Here is a 22410-nt window from a genome sequence, read left to right on the forward strand (position 1 = left end):
TAGCAGTCGTCGCTTCTCTAACTTGAAAAGCGGGGGCCGCTTCGCAGCCCATCGGGGATAAATCCCCTCGCCACAAAAACTGTTCAACACAACTTCCATCACCACAAACTCCCTTCATAAAAAAGCTTCATCACCACAGTTTTCAGGTTCGCCTGGCCTTTCTCATGATTGTTCGGAATTGGCTTCATGACGCGATCCAGCTCAGTGCAAACAGGGTCTGGCCTGGCAGATCAAAGCTGACGCGTCCATCGCGGCAGGTGAACGGTGCGTCGCGGCTGCGGTTGTCAGCGCCGAAGTAGCGTAGGGCGCCGTTGTTCAGCGGGCACTTGGCGCCGCTCAGATTCATGCGTTGCAGGCGCGTGCCTTTGTTCACCCCGAGCAAGCCACGCTGATCGTCGCCGGCCATCGCCAGCACATCGACTTCAAAGGAGTCGTTCTCCAGCCACAGCACCTGATGCAGCCAGTGCTCAGCGATAAACTGCTGCGCCAGGCCAACGGGTTTCAGCTCGAAGCGTTGTTCATCCGCCGAAACCCGCAACATGCCCTTGGGATACTGCGGCTCATCGGCAGCCTGGAACCAACTGAGCATGCTCAGCAGTCCATCCTGCGAAGCGTTGATCACTACCGACGCCCACCACAGCGAAGCGTAGTGGGTTTCCTGATCGTAGGGGCTGAGGCTGGAGCCGCTGGACATATTGGTCTGATCGAGCAGCAAGGCTTTGCGCGGCTGGCCTTGGCTGTCGAGGCCAACCAGTTCGGCGGCACGGCGCACGCTGTCGCGATAAACGCGCGTGGCGAGCAGGTCGCGGATCATCCATTCGTGCCACGCCAGTGCATCGACCTGATCGCCGGATTCGCTGAGCAAACGCCGCGCCCAATCGATCCCGCGCTTGCCCGCCGCGTTGTCGGCGAACGGCCCGTTGACCAGACGCGAACTGGCCGGCATGGCAATGCGCACGCCGGCCTTGGCATTCGCCGGGTCGCTGCGTACCTGCCGGGCCATGCTGGTGAAGATCGCCTGATACTGCGCGTAGCTGGAGTAATTGAGGTTCGGCTCGTCGGCAAACCCAATGTAGTGCGTACCTTTGCCGCCCAGCGCACGCGTCCCGGCCAGCCATGCATCGAGGCCGCTGTTGCTCTGTACATCGGCGCGCAGATCGGCCTGACGCTGACTGCCGGCCAGCAAGGTGATGTCCTGCTTGATGCCGAAGCGCTCCTGGTACACCTGACGGAACGCGTCTTCGAAATGCGGATACTTCGCCATCACATCAACAAAGCTGTAATAACTCGCTGCCGTCGGTTTCAGCGCATCCAGCGCCGCGTGACTGGCGGGCGGCGGCATCACGTAGGGCAGGGCGATGCCCAGATCCGGCGTGCGCCCGAGGACTTTATCGTGCAGGGTCAAACGGGTTTGCCCGGCGTCTTCGCGCAGCGGTTTCAGTTGCTGCGGGTTCTGTGCAAACAGGTTCGCCGTGCCATCGAGCCAGAACGCCGCTTTGCCGCTGCCTTGCAAACGCAGGCGCCAGATCTGTTCGCGCTCGCTGACAGGCAACGCAACCTGATCAAACTGCCAATAGGCACGATAGGGTTTCAGCGCCAGGGTCAGTTGCTGATCATCGCCAACCCGCTGCGCCTGCAAACCACTGACACCGCCATGCAACTTGCCGGCCAGTACCGCGTGCTCACCCGGCGCAACCTTGAAATACAACTCGTCGCCATTGTGCGTATCAGCGCTGAAATGCACTTTCGCCGGGGCGAACAACGCGACCGTGCGTTCGTCATGCTCGACGCGATAATTGCGGAAGCTGTAGCCGGGAATCTCCAGCCGATAACTGGCCGCGCCGGGCAACAATGGCCAGCTCTGACTGCCACGTACTTCGCTGGCCTTGATAAACCGATCACCCGTTAGTTTGCCCTGACCGTCGAGCAGGTACACATGCTCTTCATTGGCCCCGGCCTGCCACGCCGGCGTCCAGCGTACGGTCACCGTGTCCGGACGATCCGCTTGCAGATACAGACTGCCGTCGCGGATTTCGCCCCAACGCATCGACGCGGCAAAGGCGTCCAGCGACAGGCCGAGACCGAGCAACAGGGCCAGGCCTTTCATGCGGTTTTCCGGCGTTGCAGCATCAGCCACATCGGCGTGAGGTCGCGGGGCAGAATGATCAGCACTTGCCAGAACGGCACACCGCTCAAGCGGCAGTAAAGCACCAGCATCGCCACCGTCACCGCCAGATAAGCAATCGACGAAGCCGCCGCCGCGCCGACGATGCCGTAAGCCGGAATCATCACCAGGTTCAAAGCCAGATTGAGCAGAGCCCCCAAGCCCATCAGTAACGACACCGTGCCAGGACGATTCTTGCCGAGTAAATCAAGACGCAAAATGCTCGCGTAGCAAAGGCCCAACAGCCCCGGCAGCAAGGCGAGCAGGGCTGGATACGCCGGTTGGTACACCGCACCAAACAAGGTGACGATCAGCCATTCGCCAATCACCGCCATGGTCAGGCAGGCGCCGAGCATTACCGTGGCGGTCAGGCGCAGGGCCAGCGGCGTGACCTTGTCCATGCCTTCGTCCTGTTGCAACAGGCGTTTCATCAGTGGCGTGGTCACCGCTTCCGGGACGATCAGCAGCAGTTCCGCGGCAGCGCTGGCCATCGCGTAATGACCGAGCGCGGTACTGCCGAGCAGGGCGCCGATAAACAGATAATCCGAGCGCAGGATCACTTGTTGGAACAACAGATCCGGATGGCTGCGCGCGCTGTAGCGCAGCAGTTCTTTCTGGCTGGCGCGGTCCCATTGCAACTGCAATGGCTGCGCACGTTTGAGCCAGACCCAACCGGCCAGCACCACCAGACTGATCCCGGCCAGCCAACTGATCAGCGCCGCTTCGAGGGCGGCGCTTTTCCACATCCAGAACAGCGCAAGAAACAGCAGCAGCGGCGCCAGCGACTCGACCAGACGCAAGGCGTTGAACGCAACCACGCCACCCGAGGCGTTGTGCAAAGTCAGCAAGCCGCTTTTCAGTACCGTCAGCGGCACCGCCAGCAGCAACAGCCAGGCGAGCAAGCCAAGCTGCACCGTGACATCCAGCTCGCTACCGAATTCACGCACCAGTGCCACCACCAGCAAGGTCAGCAACGCCGCGAGCAAACAGCCGAACACCAACACCTGGCTCAGCAACAACCCCATCGGCCGCTGCTTGGCCGCCTGATAACCCACGGCCGAATTCAAGCCGCCACTGGTGGCCGCGCTGATCAGATCCGGCAGGGTGCTGAGCAGCGCAAACAGCCCGCGCTCACTCGGCCCGAGAATCCGCGCCAGCAGCACGTTGCGCAGCAAACGCAGGGCGATCATCGCCAGTTTGGTGCCCATGCTCAGCGCCAGATGCTTGAGGTAGTTGCTTCGGCTCATGGCCGCGTCCCGCGAAAAATCCGCCACGACAACAACTCCGGATTGCGTGCGGTGCGCTGGCTGACACCAAAACGCGGCAGGTTCAGCGGATCGCTTTCGCCGCGATAAATGCCGGTGCCGGTGCCAAGCGCAAACGGATATTCATGATTGGCAATCTGTTGCCGCACGCGCTCGTCGTTGTCGCCATTGGGGTAGCAATACACCGGCAGCGGCCGGTTGCAGCCGTTGTACAGGGCATCGCGGCTGCGAGTGATTTCTTCGTCCAGGCGCACATCGTCGAGGCCGGTGAGGATCGCGTGACTGGCACCGTGCGGGCCGAAACGCACCAGACCGGAGGCCTCCAGCGCACGCACCTGATGCCAGTCCAGTGCTTGCGGTTGTGACTCCTGCGGGCACTCATCGGTCAGCCGTTCCAGCTCCTGCGGGTCAATCGACTTCAACCCTTGCAGGTAATGCAGCAGCGCCAGGCTGCGCCGGTCGACGTCGATGTCATCAAGCAATACCGGCAGCGGGTGATGCAGGCTGTGCAGGCATTCGATCAAATGCATCCGCGCCTTGTCGCCGTGGCTGCCCCACAGGGTTTCGCCGAGGCTTTCCCACCAGAAGCGCTGGCGGCTACCGATGAAATCGGTGGAGAGAAAAATGCTCGCCGGCACCTGATGTTTTTGCAGCAGCGGGAAGGCATTGACCGCGTTATCGCGCCAGCCGTCATCGAAGGTCAGCGCCACGCGCGGACGCTCGGTGCGCAGCGAGTTGGGCTGGAGGATTTCCATCAGCGGCACGCAATCGAAATGCTTGCGCAGCCACACCAGCAAATGCTCGAAGGCTTTCGGCCCCACGCACAGTTCGTTGCGGTGCGGCAGGTCGGCGGCGCGGTCGTTGGCCAGCACCCGGTGCAGCATCAGAATCACCCCGGCGCCGTGCAACTGGTTGCGGCCCATCGACGAGTTGAGATAGAGCCAGCCACTGGTGCGTTTTAGTAGTTGTTTGATCGCCATGGCTTCGGTCCTCTTAACGGTTCTGTTCAGGATTCCACTGGGCATACCGCTGACCGCGCAGGAACTGCCACAGGCCAAGACTCATCCCGGCGAGGGTGACCAGCAGAAACGCGGCGAGGCGGAAGGGTTTCGGCAAGCGGTGTTGCGAATCCAGCAGCCCGGCAATCGCAATGGCGTAGCCGAACAGTTGCGCGATCAGGGCGAGGCGATAGAAACCGTGGTCGTCCCACAGCCAGAAGTTGCTCAGCAACAGCGGCAGCAACAGGATCGGCGCGAGACGGCGGATCAGTTTGTGGCTGATCAACGCAATCGAATACAGGCCATATTTCAGCGGATTGAGCAGCTCGCGGCGCTGGGCGAGGCTTTGCAGACCGCCAACGGTGACGCGTTGGCGGCGGCGGAATTGCTTGTCCGCCTCATCCACGCCATGGTCGATCACTTGCGCTTCAGGCACGTAGACGATGCGTTTGTGCGCGACCGGCGCGCAGGTGCTGATGAAGAAGTCGTCGTTGACCTCGGCCGGCACGTTCTGGAACAACTCGCGGCGCAGGGCGAGCAGGGCGCCGTCGGCGGAAACCATGCAACCGGTGCGGTTCTCGACCCGGCGCAACCAGCCTTCGTAATGCCGATAAAGGCTGTCGCCAACGCTCAAGCCACCGCCGGTGACCGGGATCACCATGTGCCCGGCACAGCCGCCGACCTGCGGATCATTCAACGGTGCGAGCAGGTAGCCGAGGGTTTCGCGGGACCATTGGTTATCGGCATCGGTGAACACCAGAATGTCGCCAGTGCTCAGGGCTACGCCGGCATTCAGCGTTGCGGCTTTGCCCTGACGCGGCAGGTCGAGAATGGTGATGCGCGAGTCGACGATTTTGTGCGCGCAGGCCACGGTGTCATCGGTCGAACCGTCGCTGGCAAGAATGATCTGCAGGGTCGCTGGCTGATAGTCCTGCGCCAGCAACGTGCGCAACTTGTGCTCGATATGCCGCGCCTCATTGTGTGCGGCAATCACGATGCTGACATGCAGCGGCGGCGCCGGGGTGTGACGCCAGGCCGGAAACAGCGGCGCGACCAGCGTCAGCAGCAGCGGGTAGCCGACGTAGGCGTAGACCGGCAGCAACAGGCACATCCAGAAAATGAACTCAGCCACGGGCAGGCCTCCTGGCGTTCCAATGACACAGACTCAAAATGAATGCAGCGCCGGCCAGATGCAGACGCACCCAGTGCAGGCCCCACAGTTGAAGGGTCAGGCCGATGTTCCGGTGTTTGAAACTTTGGCGCAGGCTGAGCACCAGCCCCGGTATCAGTGTCAGCGTGACCATGACGGCCGCGTGATGCGGAAAGCCGTCGAGCAGCGCCGAAATCGCCAGAAAATCCAGCAACCACACGAACAGCGACAGCATCGGGAAACGCAGCAGGCGCAGGCTGAAGCCATGGGTACGCAGCAGTTGCAGATGACTGCCCTGACGCCACAATTCCTTGCCCATCCACTCGCGCCAGTTCATCTCGTAACCCCAATGCAGGGCGACGTTGTCATTGATCGACAGCAGTCGCGCGCCCTGTTCGTGCAGGCGCAGGGTGAATTCCTTGTCCTCGCCAGTGCGCAGGGTTTCGTTGAAACCACCGACCTTGTCGAACCAGCGCCGACGCATCAGCAGGTTGGCGCTGGGCAGCCAATCGACCACATGCGAGGTCTGCGATGACACGCGCAAGGTCCGGCGTTGCCAGGCGGTGGCGTACCACGGCGCTTCGGCGGGCGTGTGCAGATCCAGGGCGAAGACATCGGCCTGGCCGCTGGCCTCGATGTCGAACAACGGCTTGAGCCAGTTCTCCGGCATTTCGATGTCGGCATCGATGAACGCCAGCCACTCACCGCTGGCGATGGCCGTGCCGCGATTGCGCAACGCGCCGATCAACAACCCCGGCAATACCAACACCGTCGCACCGAACTGGCGGGCAATGTGCGGGCCATCATCGCTTGAACCGTTATCGACGACGATCAGCTCACATTCGACATTGGCGGCGAACGCGGCTTTTTGTGCGGCGAGCAAGGTGCGGCCAATGTGCCGGGCCTCGTTGAACATCGGGATGACGATACTGATCAGGCTCATGCCTTCACCTCCATCGCCAATGGCGCCTGCTCGGCTTTCAGGCGCAGTACGCTGGTCAGCGCGAGCATGATCCACACGTACTTCTGGTTCGGCGCGCTGAGGAACATCAGGAACAGGGTCAGCGACAGGAAGCTCACGCCCATGTGGGTCATCAGGTCTGCCTGATAGGAATCGCGGCGCAACATCCACGCCGCCCGTGCGCGAATCAGGTTGTACAGACCGAGGCCGAGCATGCCGACGAACAACAATCCGGCAGGAACGCCCAATTCACTGAAAATTTCCAGATAGGTGTTGTGCGCCCGGCGGTACAAGTCGCCGATCTTGCGGTTGGCGGAAAACGCTTTGGCGTAACCGGTGGTCGCGTAGTGCAGCGGGAAGGTGCCGGGGCCGGAGCCCAGCAGCGGGTTCTCGCGGATCATCTGGCTGCCGACCACGATGTATGAAGCGCGGCGGCCGAGGGATTCGTCGTTGTGGCCCTTGGCACCGGCACTCAACACGCTCAGCGACTGAATCCGCGCGAGGTAACCGGCGGGCATCGCGTAAATCGCCAACGGAATCACGATGGCCGCGCCGAGCATGGCGAAGCCCAGATGCCGTGGCCGAATCCGCGTCAGTTGCGTGCGGTAGTGCCAGCAGCCGATCAACAGGCTCAAGGCCAATACCACCAGACCCGAGCGCGATTCGGTTTTGGTCATGCCGCCAAGCAACAGCAGGCAGCAACCGCCCCAGAACAAGCGGTGCAGCAGGTTCGGGCTGCGGATCACCAGCAGCAGGGCCAATGGAATGGCGAAAGCAATCAGCATCGCGAAGGCGTTAGGGTCTTCGAGCAACCCGGCGGCGCGGCCCTGGTCCTGGAATTTGGCCGAGAACATCGCCATTGCGCAGGTGGTGCTGATGGCGAGGGTGGCGAGGCGGGCAAACAGATCCAGATTCAGTTCGCGGCCGATCAACAGGGTGATGACGAACAGAATCAGCCCCACGCTCAGCTCGCGCAGATGCCCCAGCGACATGCCCAGATCATCGGTGTTGAGCAGGCTGAGGAAGTACAACAGCATGAACCAGATCAGGAAACGCCAGATATTGCTGCGCAAGCGTTCCGAGGGAATCTGATGCAGCGCCAGTTGCAGCATCAGGATCACCGCCAGCCCGGCCCCGAGCAATTTGCTCCCGGAAATTGAACTGTCCTTGAAGAACCCTTCAAACGGCACCAGCGCGGCAATCCCGAGCAGGCCCCAGGTCGGCTTGCGGTACAACACCGCAAAACCGACCAGGCCCAGCACCGCCCCCGGCGCCAGATACGGATAGGGGCTGGCCAGCAAAGCGATGCAGACCAGGCCAAGAAAACTGACGATCGAGAGCGGGAAAATCATGCGCGTGCCTCCCGTGCCGTGCGGATGTACAGCTGCGACCAACGCTCGGCCAGGGCCTTGAGGTCGTAGCGATCCTGTTGCGTGCGTTTTGCGTTGTCGCGCAGTTGCCGGGCCAGTTTCGGCTCGCTCAGCAACGTGTCGAGCTGGCGGGTGAGATCCGCGCAGTCGGTCGGTGTGGCGAGTAAACCGCTGTGCCGATGTTCCAGCACATCGGGGATCCCGCCGACGCCGAACGCCACCACCGGCACCCCGGCCTGCATGGCTTCGAGCAAAATCATCGGCGTGCCTTCGGTGCGCGAGCTGATCACCAGCGCATCGAGTTGCTGCCACCACGGTTGCATGGCGGTCTGATAACCGGGCAAGCCAATCCTCTCGTGCAAACCGGCGTTGTCGATCCGCGCCTGCAGCACCTCGCGCTCCGGGCCGTCGCCGAGCATCACCGCATCCAGTTGCGGATGTTGATGACACAGCGGAATCAGCGCGTCGAGAAACAGATCCGGGCCTTTCTCACTGCTCAAACGACCTACGTAACCGGCCAGCCAGCGTTGCCGATTCGCATCCGGCACCATGGCTGCCGCCGCCGGCAAACCGTTGGGGATCACCTGCAACTTATCCGCCCGCACGCTGGCCTGACGGTGCAGCGTGGCAATACTTTCCGCCACGCACACCACCCGATCCACCGACGCGGTGCGGCACAGTTGCAGGCTGAGCCAGGTGTAGAACTTCTGTTTGCGACTGCGCGGGGTAAACCCGTGCTGGGTGATGACCAGCGGCAGGCGCCATAACGTCGCGCCGACCCAGCCGAACAACAGGCCCTTGAAATTGTGCGTGTTGATCAACGGCTTTTCACCGCGACGCTGGCGCAAGTGCCGCAGCAACTCCCCAAGCCCGGCACAGCCACGACAGTCGACCCCGGCCTCGCGAAAGCGCGCGATCAATTCTGGCGGCGCGTCGAGGAACAGCACCTGATGCTGCCCCGGCGTCGCCAGACAGTGATCCAGCAACATCCGCTCGGCCCCATAGAAACCGCCGCTGCTGAGCAAATGAATGATCGGCAGCGCGGCCACAGGGGAGGGTGCGGTGTTCAATTGCGCACCCAGTGCAGGAAGCTCGGCACGGTCCAGTTCTTGTGCGGATTGCTTGGCAGCGCGTTCTGATCGTTGATCACCAGCAGCACCGGCACGCCCAGTTCGTGGCTGATTTGCGCTGGGTGTTTGAAACGGTGATCAAAGAACTCACGCACGTAGACCAGGGCAATCGCCAGCAGCAACCCGGTGAACAAGCCGAACGGAATGATCAGGCCCGGTTTCGGGAACGCCGCTTCGGTCGGTTCGAACGGCGGGCTGAGCACCCGGGCGTTGGACAGATCGTCGCTGAGCGAACGGGTGGTGCTGCTTTCGGCAAAGCGCTGGGCGTAGGTCGAGAATGCGGCATGCATCGCATCGATCTCGGTGTCCATCTGCCGCAGTTTGCTTTGGGTCTGCTGCAACTCGTGGATGCGGTTTTTGAAGTCAGCGATGCGCGCGGTTTTCTGATCGATGACTTGCTTGACCACCGCCAGATCGTTGGTGCGTTCCTGAATGCGGTTGCTCACCACTTTGAGAAACTGTCCGCGGGTGCGGGAGATCTGCTCACGGGTCAGCAGCATCGGTTCGCTGCTCGGCTGAAACACTGCCAGATCGTTCATGTAGCGGCTGACCTGTGTGGTCAGTTGCTCACCGAGCTGTTTGATTTCCCGATCCTCGAACGCCACGTTGTCGACGGTGGTGGTGAAGGTGTAGGGGAAGGTGTAGTCGTTGAGCTTGTTATTGCTCGCGGCGGCGAGGCTGGTTTTCAAGTATTCGAGCCAGCGCTGGCTCTGCAGCAGACGATCCTGGTACAGGTTCAGCGCCTGCTCTTCGGTGTTGATCGCGTTGAGACGGAAGGTGATTTCTTCCTTCGGATCCGACGAGCCAACGCTCTCCAGCAGGGCCTGACGGTTACCTTCGAGGCCATCGAGACGCACTTGGTAGACCTGCTTTTTCGACTCGTAGAAGGACTGCGGCAAGTCGATTGATTGCAGGGCCTGACGGCTCACCAGATAGTTCTGCAAGAGGGCGGCGACAAACGTCGTGCCCTGATGCGGATCAGGGAAGCTGTAGATGATCGAGATCACGTTGGAACCTGGCAGCGTCTCGATTTTCAGGCTGTCGATGGCCTGCTGGGTCAAGGCATCGAGCGCGGTGTCACGCACAGGATCGGTCTCAAGCCCGAGCATATTGCGCACCGGGTTGATCACGTACTGGCGCAGCGGCGAACTGACGTAGCGCTTGAACGGGTCGGCCACCAGTTTGCTGAAGATGCCCGGCGAAGGTGTGTACTCACCCTTGTCGCGCAGTTCGCTGATGGTCTGGCGGATCAGCGCCGGCGAACGGAGGATATTGCTCTCGGTTTCCATGTCCGCCAGCGACGGCGGAATGAACGTGGCGTTGTCCACTGTCAGTGACGTGGTGGCGTCACCCTGGGAGAGTTTTTTCGACTGCACGATGACCTGCGCGGTGATATCGAAGCTCTGTTTGAGCACCAGTGGCAGGAGCAGGGCGATCACTGCAAAGATCAGGAAGACCCGTTTCACCAGTTGCTTGTTGGCGAAGAAGATCCTGAAGAACTCGTGCAGGTAGTTTTCCTTTGGATTCATGTCGGTCACCTGAGAGTTAGTTGCTGTCACTGTCTTTGTTGTCGACGCGGTAGCCGAAGCTGAACCCGACGCCCTGGAACAGCACCACGTCGGCCAGTTGTCGGGCGAGTTCGCCGGCGCTGGCCAGTTTGGTTTTCGGCACGTAGAGCATGTCGTCCGGTTGCAGGTAGGCGATTTGCGGCGCCTCACCCGACAGGGCCTTCTCGACGTCGTAACGCACCGCCTGCACCTGATTGCCGTTGCGGCGCATGATCACCACCGAATCAAGGCGTGCCTTGACGTTGGTGCCACGGGCCAGGGTCAGCGCTTCCAGTACCGAGACCGGCCGGCGGATCGGGTAGGAACCCGGTTGGCCAACTTCGCCGAGCACATAGATTTCGTTGCCGGCGGTGGACTTCAGCAGCACGTCCACGGTCATCCGGCCCGGTAGTTGCGCGTATTTCTTGTTGAGGAAGGTTTCCAGTTGATTGACGGTCATGCCTTGCAGCGGCACGGCGCCGATTTCCGGAAAACTTGCGTAGCCGTCAGTGCCGACAGTGATCTCGCGGCTCATGCCGGTGGCCGGGTGATTCAGCGCGCTTTTCAGGTTCTGCTCATTGGTCAGCGGGCTGATGATCTGCACGGTCAGCTGATTGCGATTGGGCTGGAACAGCTGTTTACGTTGATAGGCACGCTGGATTTCTTCGCGCGCCTGATCACTGGTCAGCCCGGCGATTTTCACCGAAGTGTTGGCGCCCGGCAGTTCGATGGTGCCGTCGGGCAGCACCAGTTGATTGCCGTTGAGCTGGCTGGCGGCGGTGAAGTTAAGGCCGATCTGGTCACCTGACTGCACACGGTAAGCGTCCGAGCCGCTGGTGCTGATGTGGAAGATCACGTCGAGCACATCCTGCGGACGCAGGGTCTGCTCGATCTTCGGCATATCAGTCGCCTGGGCGTTGGCCGGCGTGGCGGTGAGGATATTCACCGGCATGTTCTGGGTTTCGGAGGTGCTGGAGCAACCTGCAAGCGGCAGCATCAGCAGCACAAGAATCTTGGCGTTCATGGCGTCATCCTTCGCGTTCGCTTAGAGGTTTTTGTAAAGCCATTTGGGCATGTAGTACTTGCGCCGGTTGAACACGCTGCCGACCACTTTCGCCCCGGCCTGAGTCAGGCGTTGCACGGCGGCCTGGGCGACTTCCCAGCGGGTGTCTTCGGCGCGCACCACGAACACCACGCCATCGACTTGCGTACTGATCACCAGCGTGTCGGCGGCGGAATACACCGCGTCGCCGTCGATCACCACAAAGCGGTACTGGCTGCCCAGTTGATCGAGCAACGGGCTCAGACGCTCGGCGGTCAGGTGTTCCATGGTGCGGATCGGCCGGCCGTTGGGCAGCACGTGGAAGGGCAGGCTCGACACCTGCACCACGCAATCCTGCAACAACGGTGGGTTGTCCGGGTTGAACAGCAAGTCGCGCAGGCCGCGTTCCTTGCTCAGGTTCAGTTGCTGGGTGAGGTTGCTCGCCGACTGGCTGGCGTCGACCAGCAGCACCTGGCCGCTGCTCATTTGCGCCAGTTGGCTGGCCAGCGCCAGTGCGCTGGTGGTCGTACCCGCGCCGGGGTTGGCGGCGGTCAGGAACAGGATCCGCAGATCGAGATCCAGCACGGTCGAGGTCAGGTTCGATTCGCTGGGGTTGGCAATGCTCAGGCTTTTGTTGGTTGAACCGTCCATTAGCTTGCTCCGTGGCCGCTGAATACTTTGAAGGGGGTTTTCAACAGAATCTTCAGATCAAGCAAAAGGCTCTGCTCGGCGATATAGCTGAGGTCCAACTCAACGCGCTGGTCGAAGTCGATATTGCTGCGCCCGGAGATCTGCCACAGGCCGGTCATGCCGGGGTAGATCGCCAGACGGGCGAGGTGACTGTCCTTGTAGCGGTAGGCGTTGAACGAGGTCGGACGTGGTCCGACCAGGCGCATGTCGCCGGTCACTACATTGATCAGGTTGGGCAGTTCATCGAGGCTGGTGCGCCGCAGAAAACCGCCGATGCCGGTGATGCGTGGGTCCTGGTCAATCTTGAAGTCGATGGCGTCGGCACCGTGTTTGTTGAGGTGACGCAGCGACTCTTTCAATTCTTCGGCGTTGGCGACCATGGTGCGAAATTTGTACATGCCGAATTTGCGACCGCGATAACCAGTGCGCTTTTGCACGAACATCACCGGGCCTTTGCTGGAGTACTTGATGGCCAGTGCGAGCCCGAGCAACAGCGGCGAAATCAGCAACAGAATGGTCAGCGCGCCGAGGCAGGCGACCACGCGGTTGGTGCGCGACAGCTGCCATGGGCGACCGCCGTCACGGCCGGTAAACCAGCCGCGACCCTGACGGTGAATCGCTGCATCGAGGCGCATTCGTTGTTCCGGATCCATGCGCTTGTCGCGCTGCAGTTGTTGGATCGGTACACCTTTTTCATGTCCAGTCATAAAGTCCTCCGCTGATGTTCAGCCGCGAGCGGCGCGTGGGCGATAGGCAGTTGGGTAGTAGTCGCGAAACCATGCGATGAAGCGTCCAAGTCCTTCGTCCAGCTCGATGCGTGGCTGGAATCCGGTGGCCAGGGCCAGATCGCTGGCGTCGGCACAGGTGTTGAGCACGTCGCCCGGTTGCAGCGGCAGCAGCTCGACAAGGGCTTTCTGGCCGAGGTGTTTTTCCATCAGCGCCAGATAGGTTTTCAGCTCGACCGGGTGCTGCCCGCCGATGTTGAACAACCGCCACGGCGCCATGCTGCTGGCCGGGTCGGGCTGCTCGCGATCCCACTGCGGGTTGACCTGCGGTGGTTGTTCGATAAGGCGGGCGATGCTTTCGACGATGTCGTCGACGTAAGTGAAATCGCGCTGATGCTCGCCGTAGTTGAACAGCTTCAGCGGCTCGCCTTCGCTGATCGCCCGGGCGAACTGGATCGGCGACATGTCTGGCCGGCCCCAAGGACCGTACACGGTAAAAAAGCGCAGGCCGGTGCAGGGAATGCCGAACAGGTGGCTGTAGCTATGCGCCATCAGCTCATTGGCTTTTTTTGTGGCGGCGTACAGCGACAGCGGATGGTTGACGCCGTCCTTCACCGAGTACGGCGTGTGCTGGTTGGCGCCGTACACCGAACTCGACGAGGCGTAGATCAAATGCTCGACCGGGTGATGCCGGCAGCTCTCCAGAATGTTCAGGAATCCGTTGAGGTTGCTGTCCAGGTACGCCCGTGGATTTTCCAGCGAATAACGCACCCCGGCTTGCGCCGCGAGGTGAATCACCACTTGCGGGCGTTCGCGGACAAACAGCGCTTCCATGGCCGAGGCATCGGCCAGGTCAACCGTTGCGAGCTGGAAATCGCCGACCTGCTCGCGCACCCATTGCACGCGGTCGTGCTTGAGTTGCGGGTCGTAGTAGCTGTTGAAGTTATCCAGCCCGACCACCGAGTGCCCGTCGCGCATCAGCCGCAACACGCAATGAGCACCAATGAAACCGGCCGCACCGGTGACCAGAATCTTCATGGCCGTAGTCCTTCGGGCGCGATGTGGCGCAGGCCGATGCCGCTGTAATGCAGGCCGGCGGCGGCCACTTGTTCCGGGTTGTAGAGGTTGCGGCCGTCGATGATCACCTTCGAACGCAGCTTTTCCGCGAGCAATTCGAAATCGACCACACGGAAGTTTTTCCACTCGGTGCAAATCACCAGCGCATCGGCGTCTTCGAGGGTGTCGTCGCGGGTCGCGCACAGGTGCAGATCGTTGCGGTAGCCGTAGAGGCGGCGGCATTCGGACATGGCTTCCGGGTCATAGGCCTGCACGCTGGCACCTTCGGCCCACAGCGCGTCCATCAGATAACGGCTTGGCGCTTCGCGCATGTCATCGGTGTTCGGTTTGAACGCCAGGCCCCAGACCGCGATGGACTTGCCGGCCAGCCCTTGCGGGAACTGTGCTTTGAGTTTGCTGAACAGAATGTGCCGCTGCAGGTCGTTGACGTCGGTGACGCTGCGCAGCAATTTCAGCGGCATGCCGTTGTGTTCGGCGGTGTGCAGCAGGGCGCGCAGGTCCTTTGGAAAGCACGAGCCACCGAAGCCGCAGCCCGGATAGATGAAGTGGTAACCGATGCGTGGATCAGAGCCGATGCCTTTGCGCACCGCTTCGATGTCGGCGCCCAGCAGTTCGGTGAGATTGGCCAGCTCGTTCATGAAGCTGATGCGCGTGGCGAGCATCGCGTTGGCCGCGTACTTGGTCAGCTCGGCGCTGCGGTTGTCCATGAACATCAATTTTTCGTGGTTGCGGCAGAACGGCGCGTACAACTCACTCATCTGCTCGCGCGCCGCGTCGTCGCGGGCTCCGATGATGATCCGGTCCGGGCGCATGCAGTCGGCGAGGGCACTGCCTTCTTTGAGGAATTCCGGGTTGGAGACCACGCGCACGTTCAGCTCGGATTTACCGCGAAGCAGCAGTTCGCTGTTGGCAGCGGCCAGCACCTGATCCGCCGTGCCGACCGGCACCGTCGATTTGATGATCAGCGTGCGATCGGCCTCCATGTGCGAGGCGATCTGCCGGGCAACGTTGAGCACGTGGCTGAGGTCGGCGGAGCCATCCTCATCGGCAGGCGTGCCCACGGCGATGAAGATCAACTCGGCGTGCTCGACCGCATCGCTGGCCTGGGTACTGAACAATAAGCGCCCGGCTTTAATGTTTTCTTCCAGTGTGCTGGATAAGCCCGGTTCACTAATCGGAGGAACTGCTTGTTGCAGTTGCTTGATTTTATTCGGATCAATATCCACGCACAAAACGCGATGTCCAACATCGGCAAGTGCCGCTGCTTGTATCAGGCCAACATAGCCCGTACCAAATACGCTCACGTCCATATTGGCGTGCCTCGTAAGACGGTGGAAGAGTTCGAAATGAGACTGTCAAAAGGGGTATAGCGCAGGGTGGGAAAAGCGTGTCAGCAAAATGACATGTTGCACCTGTATAACAGCCCCAATTTTGGGGGCGATTGGCCATCAAGTGCTTGCTATTACTGGATTTGTCCCGTGCTTGACGCTTTTTTCACATTTAAAAGAAAGCGATAAACGGTCGAAGGCCGCGAAATTAAAGGCTTTCAGCAACTTGAGTGTGTCAGATTTGAGTCAACGTTTTTTTGACGCTTTATCGAAAAGTCAGCCATTTCTTGCGCTTTGATGGCCGGGTGCTAGTGTCAGATTTTGACCGACAAAACCTTGACCCTTTGCCGTCTCGCGCGACCGGAAAAGCCATGTTTCGATACCTCAAAGAACTGCTTTTAGTTATTTATCTGCTGCTTTATTGCGAATATTACATTGAGCGGTTAAATGCTATCGGCCTCGGTTTTTCTGTAGTTCTTTTTGGCGCGATGTTTTTGGCGCTTACTTTAGCATTATATCTAACGGCCTATATACGACAGACCCTCGTTCGACATTTATTCGCATTGGTAATGTTTGCCTCTGCGGTGTTTTTTGATGTCTATACACGGGTCACTGCCGATTACCTGAACTACAGCAGTTTTGTCTCGCTGGTGTATTCCGGTGGCTTCATCCAGGAGGCCGCGTATCAGTATCGCGATGCGATCCTCCACGGCGTGCTCAACGGTTTGTTGCTGCTGTTCGGTATCGGTCTCAAGCCTCGCCATTCGCTGGTGATACCCAATGCGTTGCGCGTGGCGGCACCGGTGTGCGCCGTGTTGCTGCTGAGCGGGGTGCTGTTTTTACGTGCGGGTGAGGGCGCCCGCGGCTTGCCGATCATGTACACGCCGCTGGCCTACCTCAATCTGTTTGCCTATGAGGCGCTGCACAACACCGTCGGCCCGCGTGAACCGGTAACGCTGGCGCGCGTTTCGCAACCCGTCGGCCATGACATCGTGCTGATCATCGATGAAAGCATCTCCGGCAATTACCTCGACATCAACGCGCCGTTCGGCGTGCACAGCAACCTCAAACAGGCGCACTCAGGCGTCGACATTTTCAATTACGGCTACGCCGCGTCCATTGCCAATTGCAGCGCCGACACCAACGTCACCCTGCGCTACGGCGGCACCCGCGCTGATTACATGCGCATCAACAGCACGCTGCCGTCGATCTGGCAGTACGCGAAAAAGGCCGGGCTGCGCACGGTGTACATCGACGCCCAGCGCACCGGCGGCAATCTGCAGAACCTGATGACTGACACCGAAAAGAAGGATATCGATGAGTTCGTGCAATTCGACCAGACCAGCGTGCGCGATCGCGACATGGCGGCCGCGGCGAAACTGATCGAGTTGCTCAACGACGACAAGCCGCAGCTGGTGGTGATCAACAAGGTCGGTGCACATTTTCCGGTGCACGACAAATATCCCGATGCGTTCATGGCGTATCGCCCGACCTTGCCGCGCGGTCAGTTCACCGAGGTGGCGGATACCGGTGAGCGCACCGGTTTCAATGGCCAGCCCGATGATTGGGTGCTGTACCGCAACGCCTACAAGAACACCGTGTTGTGGAACGTCGGCGAGTTTTTTGCGCGGGTGTTTGCCCAGGCCAATCTGAATAATGCGTTGCTGATTTATACGTCTGACCATGGTCAGGATCTGCATGAGCGCGGTAATCCGGGGTTGAACACGCACTGCGGTGGCGATCCGGTGGAGGAGGAGGGGTTGGTGCCGCTGGTGGTGATTCAGGGCAGTGATCTGAAAACGCTGGACTGGTCAGCGCAACTGGCCGTGAACAAGGATCGCTCCAGTCACTACAACATTTTCCCGACGCTGCTGCAGTTGATGGGCTATGACCTGGCGGGGATCGAGGCGGTTTATGGCAAGCCACTGAGCGTGGCTACGGCGGATGAATTCACGTTTAACTACCGGTTTAATGCGCGGTTGGGGGCGAAGCCGGAGTGGAAGCATATTGATCTGGGCAGTATTGTCACGCCGACGCAGGCGCCGGCGAGTGTGGCGGCGGGGCAATGAGTTTTGAAGGGAATCCGCAGACCTCATCGCGAGCAGGCTCACTCCTACAGGGGAATGGATTCCAAAGGTAGGAGTGAGCCTGCTCGCGATGGCGGTGTGAGGTTCACTGAATTTTTGCGTTTGCTTCCGATCCCGCCAAGCTTTCGGACGCATGCCCTACCTGCAACAAACTCAACGTTCAATTCACCGCAAGATTCCGAGCGGTCATCGGCATCCGCTATCCTTGCCCCACACTGACCGATCAGGTGGCGGCATGCTTCGCGTTGAAAACGTTTTCAAAAGTTATCTCACTCCTCAAGGACCGTTGCCCGTGCTGCAAGGCGTCGACCTGACGCTGGACGCCGGCAGCAGCCTGGCGCTGATGGGCGAATCAGGCAGCGGCAAAAGCACGCTGCTGCATTTGGTGGCCGGTCTGGACAAGGTCGATCGCGGCAGCATCCGCAGCGGCGCGCATCGGCTGGAGGAAATGAACGAGGCGCAACTGGCGAACTGGCGGCGTACTGAAATCGGTCTGGTGTTCCAGCAGTTCAACCTGATCGGCAGTCTGCGCGTCGAGGACAATCTGGCGTTTCAGGCGCGTCTGGCCGGGCGCCATGAGCCGCGCTGGCAGGCGCATCTGGTGCAGCGCCTGGGTTTGGGTGATTTGCTCAGGCGTTATCCCGAACAACTTTCCGGCGGCCAGCAACAACGGGTCGCGTTGGGCCGGGCATTGGCGTCGCAACCAAAACTGCTGTTGGCTGATGAACCCACCGGCAGCCTTGATGAAGCGACCAGCGATGAAGTGCTGCGGCTGCTTCTCGAATTGCTCGATGACACGCCGACGACCTTGTTGATGGTCACCCACAGTCAACGGGTCGCGGCGCAATTGGCGCAGCGCGTGGTGCTGTCCAAAGGTCGGCTGACGTGAGGGTTTTTCACCAGACCCTGCGCGCGTTGCTCAGCCATTGGCGGCGCCATCCGGTGCAGTTTTTCAGTGTGCTGACCGGGTTGTGGCTGGCGACCAGTCTGCTGACCGGCGTCGAAGCGCTGAACAGTCAGGCCCGTGACAGCTACGCCCGCGCCAGTCGGATGATCGGTGGCGAACCGCAGGCCAGCCTGAGCACGCCAAGCGGGGCGACGTTTACCCAGCAGTGGTTTGTCGATCTGCGGCGGCAGGGCTGGCCGGTGTCGCCGCTGTTGCAGGGCCGCCTGACGCTCAAAGGTCACGAAAACCAGCGGCTGCAACTGATGGGCATCGAGCCGGTGTCGCTGCCAACGGATTCGGCGGTGGCCGGGCAGGCCATGCCGATCGAGCGCATCGTCGAGTTCTTCACGCCTCCGGGTAACACTTGGATTTCCCCGGAAACCCTACAAGCCCTGAACCTCGCCGAGGGTGCCACGCCGCAGACAGTCAACGGACGTTTACTGCCGCCGCTGCTTGCACAAAAGGACATGGCGCCGGGCGTGTTGCTGGTGGACATCGGCATGGCGCAAACCCTGCTCGAACAACCGGGGCAGCTGTCGCGGCTGTTGTTGCCCAAGGATTTCCACGCTGAATTGCCGTCCTCATTCAAAGGCCAGTTGCAGCTGAAAAGCAGCGATGAGGAAAACAATCTGGCGCGCCTGACCGAGAGCTTCCATCTCAATCTTGATGCCCTGGGATTTCTCTCGTTTCTGGTTGGTCTGTTCATCGTCCATGCCGCTATCGGTCTCGCCCTGGAACAGCGTAGAGGCTTGCTGCGTACGTTGCGCGCCTGTGGTGTCAGTGCGCGGATGTTGATCGGTTGTCTGATCGTCGAGCTGGGTGTGCTGGCGCTGATCGGCGGACTGTTCGGCGTGGTCAGCGGCTACTGGCTGGCCAGCGTCTTGTTGCCGGACGTCGCCGCCAGCCTGCGCGGTTTGTACGGCGCGGAAGTGGCGGGGCAGTTGCGCCTGAGCCCTTGGTGGTGGTTGAGCGGCATCGGTTTGAGCCTGCTCGGCGCCATGCTCGCGGGCGGCAACAGCCTGCTGCGCGCGGCGCGTTTACCGTTGCTGGCCGTGGCCGACCCGCAAGCCTGGCATCAGCAATACGCGCGATGGTTGCGTCGTCAGGGTTGGCTGGCGGCCGTCCTGCTGGTGGTGGCCTTGGCGGCATTGATCTGGGGCGACAGCCTGGCCAGCGGTTTTGTGCTGATGGCCGGATTGCTGCTCGGCGCTGCACTGGCGCTGCCGGTGTTGCTCAGTGCGATCTTGAATCAGTTGTTGGGGCGCAGCCGTTCGGTGCTCGGCCAATGGTTTCTTGCCGATTGTCGCCAGCAATTGCCGGCATTGAGCCTGGCGCTGATGGCGTTGTTGTTGGCGCTCGCCGCCAATATCGGCGCGGGCAGCATGACCGCCGGTTTTCGCCAGACCTTCAACGACTGGCTCGAACAACGCTTGAGCGCCGAGCTCTACATCAACCCGAGCAATCCCGCGCAGGCCCGAGAAATGTGCAGCTGGCTCCGACAGCAGCCGAACGTCACCGCGGTGCTGCCCAACTGGCAGGTTTCAGTGACGTTGCAAGGTTGGCCAGCGGACGTCTTCGGCGTGATCGATCACCCGCATTATCGCGAGCACTGGCCGTTGCTCGATGCCAGCGGCGGCGATCCGTGGGGCCACCTGGCGACGGATGATGCGGTAATGCTCAGCGAACAACTCGCCCGCCGCCTGAAACTGCACGCCGGTGAACACCTGGCGATTCCCACGCCCAATGGAACGTGGTCGCCGCGCATCGTCGGCATCTACGCCGATTACGGCAATCCCAAGGGACATCTGCTGGTCAACGTCAATCACCTGCTGCGCGGCTGGCCGCAGCTGACGCCGAACCGCTTCAACCTGCGTATTGAACCGCAGAATATCGCGCCGCTGCTGAGTACGTTGCAAGCGCGCTTCCAGCTCGATGACAGCCGTATCGTCGATCAGGCGCGGCTCAAGGGCTGGTCGGTTCAGGTGTTCGAACGCACCTTCGCAGCGACGGCCGCATTGAACAGTCTGACCCTGGCGGTCGCGGGCGTGGCGTTGTTTATCAGCCTGCTGACGCAAAGTCAGAGCCGCCTGGGGCAGCTCGCACCGCTGTGGGCACTGGGCGTCACGCGGCGGCAACTGATGCTGCTCAACCTCGGGCAAACCTGGCTGCTGGCGGTGTTGACGCTGGTGTTGGCGTTGCCTTTGGGGATTGCCCTGGCGTGGTGTCTGGACGCGGTGATCAATGTGCAGGCGTTTGGCTGGCGCCTGCCGTTGCGGGTGTTCCCTTGGCAATTGCTGCAATTGATGGGGTTGGCGTTGCTGGCGACGTTATTGGCTTCGGCATGGCCGTTGTATTCGCTGTACCGCTCGCAGCCGGCGGATTTGTTGAGGACGTTTGCCCATGAGGATTAACCGCGCGGTGCTGATGCTGGTGCTGCTGCTCGGCGGCTGCGATCAACCCGCGCCCGAACAGAAGGGTTTTGCCGGCATGGGCGATGAGGCGGCGGCGTTCGCTGCGGTGGTGCCGGGGCGGGTGTTCAGCTTTCCGGCGGATCACGGCGCGCATGACGGCTTTCGCATCGAATGGTGGTACGTCACGGCCAATCTCAAGGACCAGCAGGGCCGCGAATTCGGTGTGCAGTGGACGTTGTTTCGCAGCCCTTTGAAAGCGCTGCCCGAGCAAGCGGGGTGGGGCAATCAGACGATCTGGCTGGGCCATGCGGCGGTAACGTCCGCCGCTGTTCATCATGCCGCCGAGCGTTATGCGCGGGGCGGCGTCGGGCAGGCGGGTGTGCGGGTGGCGCCGTTCGACGCGTGGATCGATGATTGGCGGTTCGCCAGTCAGGCCGCCGATCCTTTGAGTGACCTGCAACTCAGCGCTCGCGATAAGAATTTCGCCTATCAACTGCACCTCACTTCCAGCCGTCCGCTGGTGTTGCAGGGGGACCAGGGTTTCAGCCGCAAATCCGCAGAAGGGCAGGCCTCGTATTACTACAGTCAGCCGTTTTTCCAGGCCAGCGGCACCTTGCAGATCGACGGCCAGACTTACAGCGTCATCGGCCCGGCGTGGCTCGATCGCGAATGGAGCAGCCAACCGCTGAGCGCCAATCAGACTGGCTGGGACTGGCTCTCCCTGCACCTGGACAACGGTGAAAAAGTCATGCTTTTCCGCACTCGACAGAAGGACGGCGCACCGTACCTGACCGGCACCTGGATCGCCGCCGACGGCCAGACGCAAACACTGCGCAGCGAGCAGATCACGCTCACCCCGCAAGACACCGCCGAAGTGGCCGGTCGCAAAATGCCGATACGCTGGGCGATCCGCATCCCCGACAAACACCTCGACATCGCACTCGATGCACTCAATCCGAATGCCTGGATGAACCTGCGCATCCCCTACTGGGAAGGCCCGGTGCGCATCAGCGGCAGCCATCCGGGCCGAGGCTATCTGGAAATGACCGGCTACTGATCGACCCCACATACAGACCCCAGGATATGCCTACTGATTGAACCTACAAACCCATGTAGGAGCTGCCGAAGGCTGCGATCTTTTGATCTTGTTTTTTGCAGGGCAAAATCAAAAGATCGTCCGAACGCGGCCCGAGCCTTCGGCAACTCCTACAGGGGTTCGGTTGAACTTGGTGGAGTGTGCGCTCCTCTACAGGGAAACCTATGGAGGATTAGCCATGAACGATGACCTGCAAGCCCCGGATGTGAGCACCTGGCAGCGTCTGTTCGAGGATGAGACTTACTGGCAGCAATCCCCCGACGCCCACTATTTCGACCTGCAACGCATCGCCGACGACCTGCTCGGCCAAGGCGCCATCGACCTGGAGCAGTGGCAGATCCTGCGCGCCAAAGCCGATGATTTGCACAAGGATTCCCCCGCCGTAAACGTCGCCCGTGAACTGGACGACCCCCAAGCCTGAGG

18 protein-coding genes are annotated in these 22410 nt (G+C 61.0%); 5 read left to right on the top strand and 13 right to left on the bottom strand.

The window, feature by feature from the left end; genetic code table 11:
- Window positions 1-184: 184 nt before the first annotated feature.
- Genes ACQ4MY_RS23000 through ACQ4MY_RS23060 form a run of 13 tightly spaced genes read right to left on the bottom strand, consistent with a single transcriptional unit; the run spans window position 185 to window position 15429 of the window.
- Window positions 185-2107, bottom strand: coding sequence for a hypothetical protein (locus ACQ4MY_RS23000; protein ID WP_440096578.1), 1923 nt, complete (start codon window positions 2105-2107; stop codon window positions 185-187).
- A complete protein-coding gene (locus ACQ4MY_RS23005) occupies window positions 2104-3411 on the bottom strand; it encodes a lipopolysaccharide biosynthesis protein (RefSeq protein ID WP_440096579.1) in 1308 nt (435 codons plus the stop codon). Before ACQ4MY_RS23005 ends, ACQ4MY_RS23000 begins: the two co-directional genes overlap by 4 nt.
- Window positions 3408-4409, bottom strand: coding sequence for a polysaccharide deacetylase family protein (locus ACQ4MY_RS23010; protein ID WP_008084464.1), 1002 nt, complete (start codon window positions 4407-4409; stop codon window positions 3408-3410). Before ACQ4MY_RS23010 ends, ACQ4MY_RS23005 begins: the two co-directional genes overlap by 4 nt.
- 13 nt (window positions 4410-4422) lie before the next feature.
- A complete protein-coding gene (locus tag ACQ4MY_RS23015) occupies window positions 4423-5559 on the bottom strand; it encodes a glycosyltransferase (protein WP_440096580.1) in 1137 nt (378 codons plus the stop codon).
- Window positions 5552-6520, bottom strand: coding sequence for a glycosyltransferase (locus ACQ4MY_RS23020; RefSeq protein WP_008084468.1), 969 nt, complete (start codon window positions 6518-6520; stop codon window positions 5552-5554). The genes ACQ4MY_RS23015 and ACQ4MY_RS23020 overlap by 8 nt, the downstream gene beginning before the upstream one ends.
- Complete coding sequence (locus tag ACQ4MY_RS23025) at window positions 6517-7890, bottom strand: O-antigen ligase family protein (RefSeq protein WP_440096581.1); 1374 nt, start codon at window positions 7888-7890, stop codon at window positions 6517-6519. Before ACQ4MY_RS23025 ends, ACQ4MY_RS23020 begins: the two co-directional genes overlap by 4 nt.
- A complete protein-coding gene (locus ACQ4MY_RS23030) occupies window positions 7887-8978 on the bottom strand; it encodes a glycosyltransferase family 4 protein (RefSeq protein WP_440096582.1) in 1092 nt (363 codons plus the stop codon). The genes ACQ4MY_RS23025 and ACQ4MY_RS23030 overlap by 4 nt, the downstream gene beginning before the upstream one ends.
- Complete coding sequence (locus ACQ4MY_RS23035) at window positions 8975-10567, bottom strand: GumC family protein (RefSeq protein ID WP_440096583.1); 1593 nt, start codon at window positions 10565-10567, stop codon at window positions 8975-8977. The genes ACQ4MY_RS23030 and ACQ4MY_RS23035 overlap by 4 nt, the downstream gene beginning before the upstream one ends.
- 16 nt (window positions 10568-10583) lie before the next feature.
- Window positions 10584-11609 (bottom strand): polysaccharide biosynthesis/export family protein, encoded by a 1026-nt coding sequence (locus ACQ4MY_RS23040; RefSeq protein WP_008084475.1) that lies wholly within the window; start codon window positions 11607-11609, stop codon window positions 10584-10586.
- Window positions 11610-11630: 21 nt separating this feature from the next.
- The gene (locus ACQ4MY_RS23045; RefSeq protein WP_008084477.1) at window positions 11631-12278 is read right to left on the bottom strand and encodes a CpsD/CapB family tyrosine-protein kinase; all 648 of its coding nucleotides are present in this window, start codon (window positions 12276-12278) and stop codon (window positions 11631-11633) included.
- Window positions 12278-13024, bottom strand: coding sequence for a sugar transferase (locus ACQ4MY_RS23050; RefSeq protein WP_008084479.1), 747 nt, complete (start codon window positions 13022-13024; stop codon window positions 12278-12280). The genes ACQ4MY_RS23045 and ACQ4MY_RS23050 overlap by 1 nt, the downstream gene beginning before the upstream one ends.
- Before the next feature lie 18 nt (window positions 13025-13042).
- Entirely contained in the window at window positions 13043-14080 is a 1038-nt protein-coding gene (locus ACQ4MY_RS23055) for an NAD-dependent epimerase (RefSeq protein WP_440096584.1), read from the bottom strand.
- A complete protein-coding gene (locus ACQ4MY_RS23060; protein WP_008084483.1) occupies window positions 14077-15429 on the bottom strand; it encodes a UDP-glucose dehydrogenase family protein in 1353 nt (450 codons plus the stop codon). The genes ACQ4MY_RS23055 and ACQ4MY_RS23060 overlap by 4 nt, the downstream gene beginning before the upstream one ends.
- A gap of 389 nt (window positions 15430-15818) precedes the next feature.
- On the opposite strand from ACQ4MY_RS23060, the gene ACQ4MY_RS23065 reads away from it, so the two are divergent.
- The 5 genes from ACQ4MY_RS23065 to ACQ4MY_RS23085 all read left to right on the top strand — a co-directional run bounded on the left by ACQ4MY_RS23065 (window position 15819) and on the right by ACQ4MY_RS23085 (window position 22408).
- Complete coding sequence (locus ACQ4MY_RS23065) at window positions 15819-17516, top strand: sulfatase-like hydrolase/transferase (protein WP_440096585.1); 1698 nt, start codon at window positions 15819-15821, stop codon at window positions 17514-17516.
- A 253-nt stretch (window positions 17517-17769) separates the two neighbouring features.
- Window positions 17770-18423, top strand: a complete 654-nt coding sequence (locus ACQ4MY_RS23070; RefSeq protein WP_440096586.1) for an ABC transporter ATP-binding protein — start codon at window positions 17770-17772, stop codon at window positions 18421-18423.
- Window positions 18420-20891, top strand: coding sequence for an ABC transporter permease (locus ACQ4MY_RS23075; protein ID WP_440096587.1), 2472 nt, complete (start codon window positions 18420-18422; stop codon window positions 20889-20891). The genes ACQ4MY_RS23070 and ACQ4MY_RS23075 overlap by 4 nt, the downstream gene beginning before the upstream one ends.
- Window positions 20881-21948 carry a lipocalin-like domain-containing protein gene (locus tag ACQ4MY_RS23080; protein WP_440096588.1) on the top strand — a complete coding sequence of 356 codons (1068 nt, stop codon included), beginning with the start codon at window positions 20881-20883 and terminating at the stop codon, window positions 21946-21948. The genes ACQ4MY_RS23075 and ACQ4MY_RS23080 overlap by 11 nt, the downstream gene beginning before the upstream one ends.
- Window positions 21949-22165: 217 nt before the next feature.
- On the top strand, window positions 22166-22408 hold the full coding sequence (locus ACQ4MY_RS23085; RefSeq protein ID WP_440096589.1) for a hypothetical protein: 243 nt from the start codon (window positions 22166-22168) through the stop codon (window positions 22406-22408).
- The last annotated feature ends 2 nt before the right edge of the window (window positions 22409-22410 follow it).

The sequence above is a fragment of the Pseudomonas sp. SM4 genome (assembly GCF_051913165.1).
Classification (GTDB): Bacteria; Pseudomonadota; Gammaproteobacteria; order Pseudomonadales; family Pseudomonadaceae; genus Aquipseudomonas.

Excerpts from the sequence above, each read along its gene's own strand:
- ACQ4MY_RS23070 (WP_440096586.1), top strand. The coding sequence starts at position 17,770 with ATGCTTCGCGTTGAAAACGTTTTCAAAAGTTATCTCACTCCTCAAGGA.
- ACQ4MY_RS23085 (WP_440096589.1), top strand. The coding sequence starts at position 22,166 with ATGAACGATGACCTGCAAGCCCCGGATGTGAGCACCTGGCAGCGTCTG.
- ACQ4MY_RS23040 (WP_008084475.1), bottom strand. The coding sequence starts at position 11,609 with ATGAACGCCAAGATTCTTGTGCTGCTGATGCTGCCGCTTGCAGGTTGC.
- ACQ4MY_RS23005 (WP_440096579.1), bottom strand. The coding sequence starts at position 3,411 with ATGAGCCGAAGCAACTACCTCAAGCATCTGGCGCTGAGCATGGGCACC.
- ACQ4MY_RS23000 (WP_440096578.1), bottom strand. The coding sequence starts at position 2,107 with ATGAAAGGCCTGGCCCTGTTGCTCGGTCTCGGCCTGTCGCTGGACGCC.
- ACQ4MY_RS23045 (WP_008084477.1), bottom strand. The coding sequence starts at position 12,278 with ATGGACGGTTCAACCAACAAAAGCCTGAGCATTGCCAACCCCAGCGAA.
- ACQ4MY_RS23055 (WP_440096584.1), bottom strand. The coding sequence starts at position 14,080 with ATGAAGATTCTGGTCACCGGTGCGGCCGGTTTCATTGGTGCTCATTGC.
- ACQ4MY_RS23050 (WP_008084479.1), bottom strand. The coding sequence starts at position 13,024 with ATGACTGGACATGAAAAAGGTGTACCGATCCAACAACTGCAGCGCGAC.
- ACQ4MY_RS23060 (WP_008084483.1), bottom strand. The coding sequence starts at position 15,429 with ATGGACGTGAGCGTATTTGGTACGGGCTATGTTGGCCTGATACAAGCA.
- ACQ4MY_RS23020 (WP_008084468.1), bottom strand. The coding sequence starts at position 6,520 with ATGAGCCTGATCAGTATCGTCATCCCGATGTTCAACGAGGCCCGGCAC.
- ACQ4MY_RS23035 (WP_440096583.1), bottom strand. The coding sequence starts at position 10,567 with ATGAATCCAAAGGAAAACTACCTGCACGAGTTCTTCAGGATCTTCTTC.
- ACQ4MY_RS23065 (WP_440096585.1), top strand. The coding sequence starts at position 15,819 with ATGTTTCGATACCTCAAAGAACTGCTTTTAGTTATTTATCTGCTGCTT.
- ACQ4MY_RS23010 (WP_008084464.1), bottom strand. The coding sequence starts at position 4,409 with ATGGCGATCAAACAACTACTAAAACGCACCAGTGGCTGGCTCTATCTC.
- ACQ4MY_RS23080 (WP_440096588.1), top strand. The coding sequence starts at position 20,881 with ATGAGGATTAACCGCGCGGTGCTGATGCTGGTGCTGCTGCTCGGCGGC.
- ACQ4MY_RS23025 (WP_440096581.1), bottom strand. The coding sequence starts at position 7,890 with ATGATTTTCCCGCTCTCGATCGTCAGTTTTCTTGGCCTGGTCTGCATC.